Origin of the sequence: Paenibacillus sp. YIM B09110 (assembly GCF_037167145.1) — a bacterium.
GTDB lineage: Bacteria > Bacillota > Bacilli > Paenibacillales > Paenibacillaceae > Pristimantibacillus.
The window spans coordinates 379,696-393,364 of the sequence record NZ_JBANSP010000003.1 but is presented as its reverse complement, the minus strand read 5'-3'; the positions used below and the strand labels follow the sequence as shown (position 1 = coordinate 393,364).

Annotated in this window: 8 protein-coding genes; 2 read left to right on the top strand and 6 right to left on the bottom strand. The window is 50.8% G+C overall.

Annotation, left to right across the window (positions count from 1 at the left end; all coding sequences use genetic code 11):
- Positions 1 to 25: 25 nt before the first annotated feature.
- Positions 26 to 1,831, bottom strand: a complete 1,806-nt coding sequence (locus tag V8F51_RS06250) for a sensor histidine kinase (RefSeq protein WP_337099248.1) — start codon at positions 1,829 to 1,831, stop codon at positions 26 to 28.
- Positions 1,832 to 2,082: 251 nt separating this feature from the next.
- On the opposite strand from V8F51_RS06250, the gene V8F51_RS06245 reads away from it, so the two are divergent.
- Positions 2,083 to 4,806 carry an alpha-mannosidase gene (locus V8F51_RS06245; RefSeq protein WP_337099247.1) on the top strand — a complete coding sequence of 908 codons (2,724 nt, stop codon included), beginning with the start codon at positions 2,083 to 2,085 and terminating at the stop codon, positions 4,804 to 4,806.
- Between the two features lie 82 nt (positions 4,807 to 4,888).
- On the opposite strand, the gene V8F51_RS06240 is transcribed toward V8F51_RS06245, so the two are convergent.
- From V8F51_RS06240 to V8F51_RS06220, 5 genes are all read right to left on the bottom strand, one after another.
- Positions 4,889 to 6,520 carry a response regulator transcription factor gene (locus V8F51_RS06240; protein WP_337099246.1) on the bottom strand — a complete coding sequence of 544 codons (1,632 nt, stop codon included), beginning with the start codon at positions 6,518 to 6,520 and terminating at the stop codon, positions 4,889 to 4,891.
- A gap of 251 nt (positions 6,521 to 6,771) precedes the next feature.
- Positions 6,772 to 7,185: a VOC family protein gene (locus tag V8F51_RS06235; protein WP_337099245.1), complete on the bottom strand. Its 414-nt coding sequence runs from the start codon at positions 7,183 to 7,185 to the stop codon at positions 6,772 to 6,774.
- 133 nt (positions 7,186 to 7,318) lie between these two features.
- Positions 7,319 to 9,013, bottom strand: coding sequence for an ABC transporter substrate-binding protein (locus tag V8F51_RS06230; RefSeq protein WP_337099244.1), 1,695 nt, complete (start codon positions 9,011 to 9,013; stop codon positions 7,319 to 7,321).
- A gap of 107 nt (positions 9,014 to 9,120) precedes the next feature.
- On the bottom strand, positions 9,121 to 10,728 hold the full coding sequence (locus tag V8F51_RS06225) for a response regulator transcription factor (protein ID WP_337099243.1): 1,608 nt from the start codon (positions 10,726 to 10,728) through the stop codon (positions 9,121 to 9,123).
- Positions 10,709 to 12,547: a sensor histidine kinase gene (locus V8F51_RS06220; protein ID WP_337099242.1), complete on the bottom strand. Its 1,839-nt coding sequence runs from the start codon at positions 12,545 to 12,547 to the stop codon at positions 10,709 to 10,711. Before V8F51_RS06220 ends, V8F51_RS06225 begins: the two co-directional genes overlap by 20 nt.
- Positions 12,548 to 12,693: 146 nt before the next feature.
- Here V8F51_RS06220 and V8F51_RS06215 point away from each other — a divergent pair, with 146 nt between their 5' ends.
- Positions 12,694 to 13,647, top strand: a complete 954-nt coding sequence (locus tag V8F51_RS06215; protein ID WP_337099241.1) for an ABC transporter permease — start codon at positions 12,694 to 12,696, stop codon at positions 13,645 to 13,647.
- Positions 13,648 to 13,669: the final 22 nt, after the last annotated feature.

Sequence of the window (13,669 nt, the reverse complement as noted above, 5' to 3'; positions counted from 1 at the left end):
GGCTATGCCTCCTTAGAGATTGGCTCTATCCGTTTCCGATTGTATCCAGTTCTTGGCCTTCTTGCAGTATCGGGTGGCGAAGAGTGATCCTGGTGCCGATCTCAGGTCCAGTCTCGATACGCAGCTTGTAATTGTCGCCAAAATAAAGCTTTAACCGGTCGTTGACGTTGCGAAGCCCGACGCCTCTGCGCGCATGCGAGTATTGGTCGCTAGGCTGTTCCTCTTGCTCGAGCTGCTCAAGCACATGCTGCGGGATCCCTTTTCCGTTATCGGCGATTACAAGTACGAGATCTGCATCCTCCTTGGCAGCCGTAATCATAATCTTGCCCTTATCGAAATCGTCACGGACGCTATGTTGAATCGCGTTCTCGACCAAAGGCTGAAGCAACAGTCTGAGGAACGGAGAATCCATTATCGTATCGTCACATGCGTATAAAATACGAACGGTCTTGCCCATGCGCGCTTGCTCAATCGACACATAAGCCTTTACTTGCTCGATCTCGCGCCGCAGCGTCGTAATTTCTTTGCCCTGATTCAAGCTAAGCCGCAGCAGATTGCCAAGCGACGACACCATTTCGCTGATGTCGCTACGACCATGATTCTCGGCCTTCCATCTAATGGACTCGAGCGTATTGTAGAGGAAGTGAGGATTGATCTGATGACTGAGCACTTGGAATTCAAGCGCCTTCTTGTTCCGTTCAGCGCGCGCTCCTTCCTCAATGAGCCCTTCGATACGCGAAACCAGATTGCTAACGCCTCTGTACAGCCACCCGACCTCATCCTTGCGCGACGACCATGGCAGCAAATAATGAAGATTATCCGCTTCGAGTCTTCGCATCAGCCGAACGAGATGAGCTATCGGCTGTGTATACGTTGCGGTAATGTATACCACAACACTAAATCCGCAAATTAAATAAATGATGAGAAAGTAGACAAGCATCCGATTAATCTCGTCGATCGTGCTCGTCAGCTCATGCAGCGGCGTTAAGCTCACAATCGTCCAAGGATGGTTCGCCATGTTCAGATACGTTGCGAGAAACGTCTGTCCGTCAATCGTAAGCGACTCTGAACCCGATTCGCTTCCTTGAATTTTTGCAATAAACGATGCCGAAGGAAACACCTTTCCCGTCCATTGATTGACCGAGGAATCATAGTGGACGACCCCTTTCTCGTTGATCAGCAGCATTTTCTGATCCTGAAGCTGGTCTGACGGCGAGAAAAACCGTCTTAAATAATCTTCGGATAAATCCGTTGCAATAATACCCCTTAACTTCTGATCGTATAAACCGGAAAATCGTTTGACATATGTCAGCAGCGGCCTGCTGTATTTCCCTTGCCTTGGCATTGTTAAATACCAGGTCGGACTTACCGTAGCCCTAGAGCGCTGGAACCAATACTCGTCGCCGATGCGCCTCGACTCGTCGATCATTCTCATGTAATTCGGGAACTTGGCCGGATTCATCGGATACACCTTTACTCGGAAGCCATCAATAACTTGTGTTGCATTGTGCAGCGCATTGACCATACTGACGGCAAAAGCCTCTTCATCCATATCGGTAATTGGCTCCCGCTCCAGCAACTCCTGAACGGATTTGTCCCCGATAACCTCATTCACTTGCTCGTTCAGCCTGTTTAAGTAAATTTCGAAGTTTTTCTTCGCTTGCTGGAGATAACTCATCGTCATCTTCGTATTCGTATTGGAAATGCCCTCTATGGACTTAATATGAGCGTAATAGGCGAAAAGCAGGAAAGGCACGATGATAATAACAAGAAAGATAAGGATCATTCGATTACGAAACGATGATGCCAATCGGAACGATACTTTTTTCACAAGTGCCTGCCTCCTTTCCTCATTCTAGCTTTAGCATTCAATAATCGATTGAACATGCTCGTCCTCGATTTTAATCATACAAACGCTTTCATGCAAGCTGTATTTTCACATTCATGCATTCGCTCGCTCCTCTCTTACAGGAAGGCGACAACAATCCCCCTTAAAGTTTGCTTTTCTCTCATTGTTCGGTGATGGCCGATTATTTACACTAGTTCCGTAACACTTAACCTTCATGGAAAAGAGGAACAACAATGACTGCATCGAAGCGGGTTGTACACGTCATATCGCATACCCACTGGGATCGCGAATGGTATATGCCTTATGAAGCCCATCACGTGAAGCTGATCGAAACGATGGACACGCTGCTGGAGACGTTCGAGAAAGATCCCGAATTCCGCAGCTTTTATTTAGATGGACAAACGATTGTGCTGGACGATTATTTGCAGGTGTATCCCGAGAAACGCGACCTCATTCAGAAGTTATGTGACGAAGGCAAGTTATCGCTCGGCCCATGGTATATTCTCCAGGACGAATTCCTTACGAGCAGCGAAGCCAACGTTCGCAACTTGCAAATCGGACACCGCGACGCAGCGAAGTTCGGTCCGATCTCGAAGCTCGGTTACTTCCCTGATTCATTCGGCAACATGGGCCAGGCCGCGCAGCTGCTGCAGCAAGCCGGCATCGGCACTGCCGTATTCGGCAGAGGCGTCAAGGCTACCGGCTTCAACAACCGGGTCGAAGAAGGCCCTTCGCTTGAATCGCCTTATTCCGAGCTGCTCTGGCAGTCCCCCGACGGCTCGACGGTACTCGGATTGTTGTTCGCGAACTGGTACAACAACGGGATGGAGATTCCCGTCGATCCGGCTGAAGCGAAAGGGTACTGGGAGCACCGGCTGGCAAGAGCGGAGCAGTTCGCATCGACGCCGCATCTGTTGCTGATGAACGGCTGCGACCATCAGCCGGTACAGACGAACCTGTCTGAGGCGCTCCGCGTCGCACGAGAGCTGTTCCCTGATTACGAGTTCGTCCATTCGAACTACGACGATTACGTGGCAGCCGTGCAAGCTGAGCTGCCTGCGAACTTAAGCCTAACGCGCGGCGAGCTCCGCGGTCAGAAGACAGACGGCTGGTATTCGCTCGTTAATACGGCGTCGGCTCGCGTCTATATTAAGCAGCTCAATGCACAAAACCAAACGCTGCTAGAGAAAGTAACAGAGCCGATCGCCGCGATCGCCCACCAATTGGGCAAGCCGTATCCGCATGGCATGCTCCAATACGCTTGGAAGACGCTCATGCAGAACCATCCGCATGACAGCATCTGCGGCTGCAGCGTCGACGAAGTGTATCACGAGATGAAGACCCGCTTCGCGAAAAGCATGGAGGTCGGCAAAGCCTTAACGGCGGAGAGCGCCAGGTTCATTAGCGGCAAGATCGATACGTCTAGCTTCGCGTCTTACGGTGAAGCGGCAGCTCCTCTTGTCGTATTCAACACAAGCGGTTATGAAGGGTCTAGCGTCATTACGACCGAGGTCGAATGGTCGCACCGCTTCTTCAATCAAAGTGAAGATCCAATCGAGATCGCCGGCATCGTTAGAGCAAGAACACATGGACGCGGGTACCTCGTGAACGCTGCCGGAGAACGCCTCGCCTGCACGGCAGAGGATCTTGGCGTCAGGTTCGGCTATGAGCTGCCAAGCGATAAGTTCCGTCAGCCGTACATGGCTCGCGCTATGCGCCTGACCTTCGAGACAGGCACGATGCCGGCAATGGGATATTCGACGTTTGCTTGGATTACGGCAGAAGATTCCGGCGAGCTTGAGCCTTCATCCTTAGTCAAGGATGATAGAACGCTCGAGAACGGCCTTCTCAAGATAACGGTCGAAGAAGATGGCAGCTACTCGCTTTATGACAAGCGGAACAAACAACAATATTCGAACCTTGGCCATTACGAGAACGTAGGCGATATCGGCAACGAATATATTTTCAAGCAGCCGAACGGCGATATCGCGATTACAACCAAAGGCGTTAAAGCATCTGCTATTGCTATTGTTGAAGATACGCCATATCGCGCGACGATTGAGGTCGTCCATGAGCTTTCGATTCCAGCGAGCGCAGATGAGCAACTAGCTAAAGAGGTCAATGCGATGGTAGAATTCCGCCAGCGCAAGGCAGGCAGATCGAGCGAGCTTGCACCGCTGCGGATCGTGACTCGGATTAGCCTGGAGCAATCCGGCAAAGGCGTCCGTGTGCACGCAACCATGGACAATCATTCGAAAGACCACCGCATCCGCGTCCTTCTGCCTTCCGATACAAAGGCGACAACTCACTTCGCAGACTCGATCTTCGAGGTAGCGGAACGTGACAATGTGCCGTCGAAGGAATGGGAAAATCCAAGCAACGCTCAGCACATGCAGACGTTTATCGATACGCATGACAGCAATCGCGGATTGACAGTAGCAGGCAAAGGGCTGAACGAATACGAGGTACTGCAGGATGGTCGCAATACGCTTGCGGTTACACTGCTGCGCTCGGTTGGCGAGCTCGGCGACTGGGGCGTATTCCATACGCCGGACGCCCAGTGCATCGGCGTCCAAGAAGCCGAATGGATGATCATTCCTTATGGCGGCGAAAAAGAACGTTTCTCTGCTTATCGCGAAGCATACCGCTTCCCTATTCCGCTGACTGCCTTTAGCAGCAAGCTTCATGAGGGCGAGCTCCCGCTTGAACAGCATTTCCTGAAGTGGAGCGGCGATGGCCTTGCCTTCTCGAGCATCAAGATCAACGAGGAACGCGGCGATCAAATGGTGCGCTGGTACAATCTGTCCGGCAGCACGACGAGTCTTGCGATTCATCCTGACTCCGCCGACAACAGCTATGTGAGCAATATTCTCGAGGATAAGTCATCCGAGCAGATTGCGAACACCGTTCAAGTCGAAGGGTTCAAAATCGTGACGATCGGCATTCCTCAAAAATAAACCAGATTAAAAAACAGCCTCCAAGGGACAAGCAAAATGAACCTTGGGGGCTGCTTCTATGTGCGGGTGATCTAAGGTTTGTTTATTCGTCGTTAATCCCTCTCTGCCGCCGATATTCCTTAGGCGTACAGCCAACCTGTTTCTTGAACAGCTTGGAGAAGTGCACCGGATCCTTGTAGCCGACCTGGAACGAGATTTGATACACTTTATACTTAATGTCGCCGAGCATCTCCTTCGCTTTCTCGATCCGTATATCGGTCAAATATTCAAGGAAGGTCTGGCGTTTCTCTTTCTTGAACAGCTTGCTCAGCCACACCGGCGTAACATGAACGGCCGTCGCCACGCTTTGCAGCGTCAGCCCTTCCGCATAATCGCGCTGCAAAATTTTCTCCGCCTCATATACGATCTGGCTTGGCGTCGAGGAGAGCTTGCGGAAGTCGTCCGCTATCGACTTCAGGAATACTTCCACCTGCACGCGGAGCGATTGCAGCGTATCGTATTGCTCCAGCTGCTCCCATACCGCGATGGGGTTGTTACCCCAATGCTTGTTCGGCATTCCTGCCGCTGCGGCTCTGCGGAATACTTCGAACAGCCACTCGAATATTTTTTGCTGAATATCGCGCAATTGGGTGAATTGCCAAGCTTGTACCATGGCCACAAATCGATCCATCGCCATCGTAATTTCCTCATCTGAACCGAACTTAACGAGATCAAGCACCTCCTCCGGCTCGGCAAGCGACAAATCCGCACCTTCGACCTCGGGGTAATTCTCCTGTACCGTGAACACTCGATTGCCTCCATATACGGCCTTCTGCTCAAGAACGGACAAGGATTCAACATATATCTCATGCAAATGCTCGAACGTACAAATCGCTGTCGGAATACCGGCGCTCGCCTTTACCTTCACAAAGTCGTTGATTCGCTTGATGCATAGCTGCGCGATTCCCGGACTAAGCTCCGCATGCTCGGGACGAGAGCAGCCTAAGATGATAACCCACCTGTTGCTTCCATCCATACAAAGAGCGGACGAGTAAGGATATTCCTCCTCCAGCGTCTGATTAACGACATTGCCGATTCCGAACAATATGAGTTCTTTCTCTTTGGCGCGGCGATTCTCGATCGCCTTCAAATCGTCAGCCTCAATAACGATTAACGTGAGCTGCCCGCTTGCGATCCAATCGAGATTCAATGACTTCAATCGATGAATTCTTCTCGATTCGCGATAGGGATCGTATTCCTTCTCCACCATTTCCCTCAGCAGCTCCTCGCGCATCTTGGGAATCGCAAACTTCACTTGATTAATAAGCAGCTGCTCGTTGTGCAGGTCCATCCTCTTCTGATGTATTTTCTCCATCGTCCTGCGAACGACCTGTTCCAGCTCCTGCATATTAATCGGCTTCAAAATATAGTCCAGCACGCCAATCTGCAGCGCCTGCCTTACAAGCTCAAAATCATCATAGCCGCTTATAACGATGGCCTCTGGATGATAGTCCTCTACAGGCAGCAAAGAACGTATAAACTCGATTCCCGACATTCGATTCATCTTGATGTCAGACACGATAAGATCAGGCCGCTTATCCAGCGCTAGCATGAGCGCCGTATCCCCGTCATCAGCCATTAATACTTCTTCGATGCCGTAGGCTTCCCAAGGAAAGCGGTTACGCAAACCTTCGCGGATTTCGAACTCGTCATCCACAATTAGCGCACGCAGCATTATCTCACCTTCCCTTATTATGCTTTTACTTAGTCGGATTATTTATTGATTTGCTTATCTCCATACTAACTGACTGTATTTTGGATTGCACGGGGGCAAAAGAAAACTTTATGGGGTTGTTTTAAATTCCCGTGTATCTAAAGCGATATTTGGATGTAACGATTGTCCGAAGCGGATATAAAAAGTTAAAAGAACACGCCTCGAAAGAAAAGACGTGTTCGTCTATTAGTATTGCGATGTCGATGTCAAACTCAGCCCTTCGGCATCTGACTTTCGTCCATATACAGTACGTTCCAACGATGTCCATCAAGGTCGGAGAAGCCCGCACCGTACATCCAGCCTTGATCGCTGGGCTTGCCGTAGATCGTGCCGCCTGCGCGATCGACTTTCGCAAGCAGCTCGTCGACCTCTTCCTTGCTCTCCGCATCGAACGAGATCAGCACTTCGCTGCCGCGCTCCGTATCCGCGATGTCGTGGCTCGTGAATTGCTTGAATGTCGTTTCGGGAACGAGCATGACCATCACTTGCTTGTCCCCGATGATCAACCCCGCCATTGCATCGCTACCCTCATGTCTGGGGTGAAAAGAAAATCCGAGCTCGGCGAAAAACTGTCTCGATTTCGCCAGATCCTTCACTGGAAGGCTCAGCCATAATTCTTTGGCCATCTGTATCGCTCCTCTTCGGGTATGCTCGTCTACTTCATATCGATTAGAGTTTAGCATACTTCGGCAAAATAAGCTCAAGAATGAGAAGAACCCCATCTACACCTGGGAGATGAGGTTCTCGAACTCGAACTTCCTATTGCGATACCGACTTGAACCACTCGTTTACTTCCTTCGTTACTTGCTCGCCGCCATTTGCTTTCCAGTTAGCAACGAACTCATCAAATGCATCAACAGGCAGCTTGCCGTAGATGATTTTGTTGAACGTCTCCAGCTCGGATTGACGGAGCAAGTTCCATTTCTCGATCATCGTTGGCGTTGCTGCGCCCGTGAAGTAGTTTTGCTTGCGAATATCGATTTGCGACATAACGACCTTCGCGGCATACCAGTTCTCCGGCTTGCGGAACGTAGCAAGCTGTTTCTCGTAAGGCGTCTCAGGCGTACCGCCGTCTGCCAGCTTAACGAGCGATTTCATGTACAGACCAGGAATACGCGCAGGACCTGTAATATACGGGAATGCGTCAAAGAAGTCTTTGATCTTTTCTTTGTCATTCGTAGGCTGACCGTCAATTACATCCCAGTCGTAGCCTTGTGCGAAGCCATATTCGTATTTACTGCCTACTGCAGGGTTAGCTAGATTGTCGAGCAGCGTGTTGTAATAAAGAATGATCGCTTCCGGATGCTTCGCGTCTTTGTTGATCATGAAGCTGCTGTTGACGCCGGAATTTTGCCATTTGGTACCGATCAAGCCATCAGGTCCAGCAGGGATCGGATACGCTTTGTATTTCGAACCAGCAACGTTCTTCAGAAGGTCTGGAGCCGGCCAATCCGGTACCCAGTTCGCGCCTGGCAATACGCCTGCGTTTCCTTTGGTCCAAATTTCAGCCGATTTGCCTTCATCCCAAAGCGCGGAATCGGGGTGAATATAACCTTTGTCCATCCACTCCTGCAGCTTAGCGAGCGCTTGCTTCGCTCCCGGATTAACCGAACCGTATTCTAAGTTGCCGCTTGCGTCCTTGTTCCATTGCTCTTGCACGCTGCCATAAGCGCCGAACAGCCAGTCAAGTCCGCCCATCCATGTGTTTGTATTGTTTTTGAGCGAGATTGCGAGCGGATATACGTCTTTTGCAGCCAATCCGTCCGGATTCTTGTTTTTGAATTTATCCATGATGTTCTCGAGGTCCGCGATCGTCTTCGGCGCTTCGAGGTTCAGCTTCTCCATCCAGTCTTCACGGAGCCATAGAAGCGTATCATCGTTGTCTGTGTATTCCATGATCGGAAGGTTCCATTTCTTGCCGTCCTTCGTGAACGGGTACCACAGTTCAGGATGCTCGGCAGCATGGCTTTTCCACGTTTCATTCGCGTATTTCTCGAACAGCTCGTCAATCGCGATGAATTGACCCGAATCGATAAGTTGATTCGTCAGTACGGCGTCCGTAGGCACCATGACGAAGTCTGGCAGCTTCTCTCCCGATGTTAACGCCAGTTGAAGCTGTTGCTTGTATTGGTCGCTGCCTGCCGGATACCACGTATCCTTGTGCTTGATACCAAGCGTCTCCAGCATCCAGCGGTCATGCACGTTATTTTCTTTTGACTCGCCTTTTGTATATTCCTTCGGCATAATGATCGTGCTGATTTCAATCGGCGGATCATATTTACCTTTTTCGAATGCGAGATCCGCTTCGGACTTCGTTGCCGAATCCGTCGCAGCCGGACTTTCAGAACTCGTTCCGCCTTTGTTCTCGTTGTTGTTGCCGGCATTGCCGCTGCAAGCCGATACGACCATCACGATCGCAATGAGAGGCAGCCATAGCTTTTTGAAATTACCCATTTGATTCTCCCCCTATGGTGTAAGTTGGTTACAAGTGTTACTTTACAGGCGCAACTAGGAGGTCATCTATAGGATTTTGTTAGTTTCCATAGGACTCTGTCATGTTGTTAATTTCCTTCGCGGAATTCCTGCGGCGTAGATCCGAATTGTCTTTTGAACACTTTGATGAAGTAGGCGGGATCCAAATAACCGATCTCCGAGCTTATTTCGTATACCTTCTTGTCGGTCGTTCGCAACAGATGGCAAGCCGTCTCCATGCGCAGCCGGGATACGTAATCGCTGATGCCTTCACCCGTCTCGATCTTATACAACTTCGAGAGATGTGTCGGATGCAGATTGACATGGTCCGCAAGCGCGCGAAGCGATACGTCAAGATGCAGGTTGGCCTCCACGAACGATTGAATCTTCTTCACATAGACGGAGCGGATGTCCTTCACTTCTTCGGACGTACCTTTGTCCAGCAGGTCCAGCGCGCCAAGCGCCCAGCTCCTCAGCTTGCCGATCGAGGAGAACGCCTCCCCGCTCTGCAGCTGCTCGATATGATCGCCCAATAGACCGGCTAACGTATGTCCGTTGCGATGTGCATAGTGCGTATAGGAGGATGCGATGATATAACCCGCCTCCAGGCAGTGCTCCCACGAATCGGACCATTTGTCGTCCAGCTCCGCGAATACTTCACCCAGCTTCTGCTCCGCCGCCTCCCAGCGGCCGGCCTCTAGCAAGTTACGCAAAGCTGGGGGAGCATGGATCGCATCTAGAGCGCCATGCGACACTTGGTTCTCCAGATCGTCAGCCCGCATGACGAACTCCCGCTCGTCGCCGACGATTTGGCGGAAATACGCAACAGCGTGCCGATAACGATCCGACAGCTTATCGGGAAATAGGAACGGCTCCGTCGTTACGATAGACAATGAGCCTCTCAAAAATTGCTTTACTTTCGATTGGAGCTGCATGGCGGACTTCTCGAGCATCGTTTCCTTCAGAGCGCTGTCGTACGGCTCTTTGAATTGGAGCAAGAATACGAGATAGCCGTGGTCGTCCTTGACGCCCCACACCTTCGCGAATTCGCCAAGTATTTCTTCCGCTATGTTAATAATGGCGTACTCCATTAGCTGCTGGCCATTGTTGCGGTACTGCCCGAACTCCTCCTCCATCCGTACGAGAAGAAGAGCGCATTCCCCGAAGGAGAACGGCAAATCGTAGCTCTCCAGCTTCCGGTTCCAGTCGGATTCGGACAGCCGCTCTCCGCGTAAAGCGCCAAGCAGTAATTGGCCTCGCAGCATCGGCAAATTTTCTCGCAACGTGAATTCGGTCCGCTCGTTTGAGCTGATGCTCTCCCACTCCGCCTTCAATTGGCCAATGGCCGCAGACACCGCGTCGAGCAGCTCTTGATCGGTCGGCGGTTTCAGCAAATAATTAACCGCTTGATGACGAAGCGCTTCCTGCGCGTATTCGAAATCAGAGTGCCCGGAGAGGATGATGCACTTGATCTTCGGGTCCCTTTCGCGGATTTTGGCTATAAGCTCGATTCCCGTCATCTCCGGCATTAGAACATCCGATAGGACGAGATCGATCGGGTGAGTTTCCAATAGTTGCAGCGCCTCATGCGCAGAATAAGCTTTATGAACCTGTTCAATGCCGAGCGTATGCCACGGCTTTGTTGCGTACAGGCTGTCTACCCAGTGGGCTTCGTCGTCAACGATGATCATTTGCATGCGGCGGTTCTCCTTTTAGGTTGTTCGTTTGTTTGCTTGGCAATGCTCCTTGGACGGGCTCCCAGACGATGACTGCGCGAAGTCCTCCCAGCTCCGAATGCGCGAAGCTGAGCGAAGATTTGTCACCGAATAGATGGATAATGCGCTGATTCGTATTCCAGAAACCGTAGCCCATATCCTCCTCCAGCGGCCCCTTCATCTTGCGGTTTAGCGTCTCGAGCTGCTCCATGTCCATACCCGGACCGTCGTCGTCGACGTACAGCTTGCAGCAGCCGTTATCCATTTCGCCGGCGATACGGATTTCGCCCGAGGAATAGGACTTGCCTACGCCGTGAATGACGGCATTCTCGACGATCGGCTGCAGCAGCAGCCTCGGAACTTGTTGTTTCAGCATCTCCTCGGGGATGGCGATATCGTAATGAATTCTGCCGTTGCGCAGCTTCTGTATATCCAAATAATTGACGATCAGGCCGATTTCGTCGCCAAGCGATGCCGTAGGCTTCTCGAGCCGCGTCATGTACCTGTAATAAGCGCTCAAATTATGTCCCATCGATACGACAGCTTCGTCATCCTTCATTTGCGCCATATTGATCATGTAGCCGATGCAGTTATACAGGAAATGCGGATTAATCTGCGCTTGAAGCTGCTTCAGCGTCGCCTCGCGCGATCGCAGCTTCTCGTTCAGCACGTTCTCGATCAAGCTTTGGATTTGCCGGGACATATCGTTGAACCGGTAAAATAAAAACGAAAACTCGTTATTAACGTTCGAATCGAGCTGTATCGAGAAATCTCCCCGCTGTACGCTCTGCAAGCCGCGGACGAGCTTGCGGATGGGACGCTGCACATTGCGGTAAAGCAAGACCGAAGACGATAGACCAACGACAAACAGCATCGCCATCGCCAAATAAAACAGATTGCGGCTTGTCGAGATCGGTCCCGTAATTTGTTCAAGCGGTACGAGATCGACCAAATACCAATCCAAATTCAGCGATTTCACGGCGCTGACCAGATAACGCTGATCATCCAGCTTGACGACCTCTTGCCATGTGTCCTTCAGGGTGCCGTCATCGAGATACCGGACAAGCTCGTTCGTCAGCTTCTCGTCGGCGCTGCGGTTGAGGATCGGCGCGTCTCCCTTGCGGTAAAACAAAGGATCGCCTTGCCCTCCCGCTTTGTACGTATCTAGCATATTTTGAATATTTTCATGCTCGAAGGTAGCTTGTACGACCAAATTGCTCCCTTTGAGCGCGCCCTGCTGACCGAATGAATCGGTATAAAACCAGTGGAACGCCTTCCTTCCTCCCGCGGGGACTTCGTTTCCGTCGCCGTAGTTCCACTTGCCGGTTACGTTTCTTTTCAAGTAATCCTCGTCATACTCAGCCATGCTGCTCGCGTTAGAGATCGCTTCCTTGTGAAGTTGCGAGTAGACGGTGAACTTGACCGGCCATATGTTCATGACGCCCGATTGCAGCATCATCTTCTCCTGTATGACATACTTCGTCTGCATCCGGTCGTATTGATCGTCCCAGATGTTAAGGCCGTTGAACTTGCGGACGTTCGGATCTCTTGAGAACGTCAGTACGAAGTCCATCGTTTGGCTGATCCGCGAATCGATCTGACTCGCGAGGAACGACAGCTGCTTAATGTTCGACGCCTGCAGCTCCTTGTCGATGACGCTTGACGCAACTCCATTGGAGTAAGTAAAAAGAATGGTGATCGGAATGAACAAGATGACGATCAATCCGTTCATTTTGGCGAACAAGCTGAACTTGGCTCCCATCCTTTTTCTTAGATAACCGATGACTGAACCCCGCTTCATATTTCTCTCCCCCTAGGAAATAACCCTAACAAAACACTATCGATCCTAATAATGTCTTATAGTTCGCTGATCGTACGCGTTGATATTATATATAGCAGGGCTACACCTCATATACAAATAAATTTTTTATAGAACGGGAGAGGGCTATGGAACAATTGACTCTGAAAGACGCTAACCTCGGGGCCGCCCGTAAAACGGGAAAAAGAAAGGGCTACCGGGTACCGTGGGTGCTGCATCTGATGGTGCTGCCGGCCGTATTGCTCGTTTTCGTCTTTTCCTACCTGCCGATGTCGGGCATTATTATGGCCTTCCAGGATTATAAGGCATCGCTTGGCTTTGCCGATTCTCCGTTCGTCGGCTTGAAGCATTTTCAGTACATGTTCGAAAATGACTATTTTATGAAAATTACCGGCAACACCTTAATTTTCGCCTGCTCCAAAATCATCATGAATCTAATCATTCCATTCGGCTTCGCTTTGCTGCTGAACGAGGTCCGCAACATGGGCTTCAAACGTTCGATTCAGACGCTCGTTTATTTGCCCCACTTCCTGTCATGGGTTACGCTCGGCGGCATTCTGATCGACCTGCTCGCACAGACTGGAATTGTTAACCAATTGCTGACTAACGTATTCGGGTTGGATAAGCCGATCTTTTTCCTTGGCGACGGCACTTGGTTCCGCTTAACGATTATTTTCAGCGACGTATGGAAGGAGTTCGGGTTCAATACAATCATCTTCCTGGCTGCACTTGCCGGCATTAACCCTGCGCTTTATGAAGCGGCCGAAGTTGACGGTGCTACCCGCTTGAAGCAGACGCTGCATATTACGATCCCTTCGCTCGTGCCTATCCTGATCGTTGTTGCTACGCTTGCGCTCGGAAACGTGCTTAACGCGAACTTCGACCAAGTATTCAACCTGTACAGTCCGATGATCTACCAGCAAGGCGACATAATCGATACGTTCGTCTACCGGGAAGGCTTGTTAAGCGGACAATTCAGCTTCGCGACCGCGGTCAGCCTGTTCAAGTCGATGATCAGTCTTGTCTTGATCGTTATCTCATACCGTCTTGCGTACAAATACGCCGGTTACCGCATCTTCTAAACCGACTCTGCTAGATTTGAAA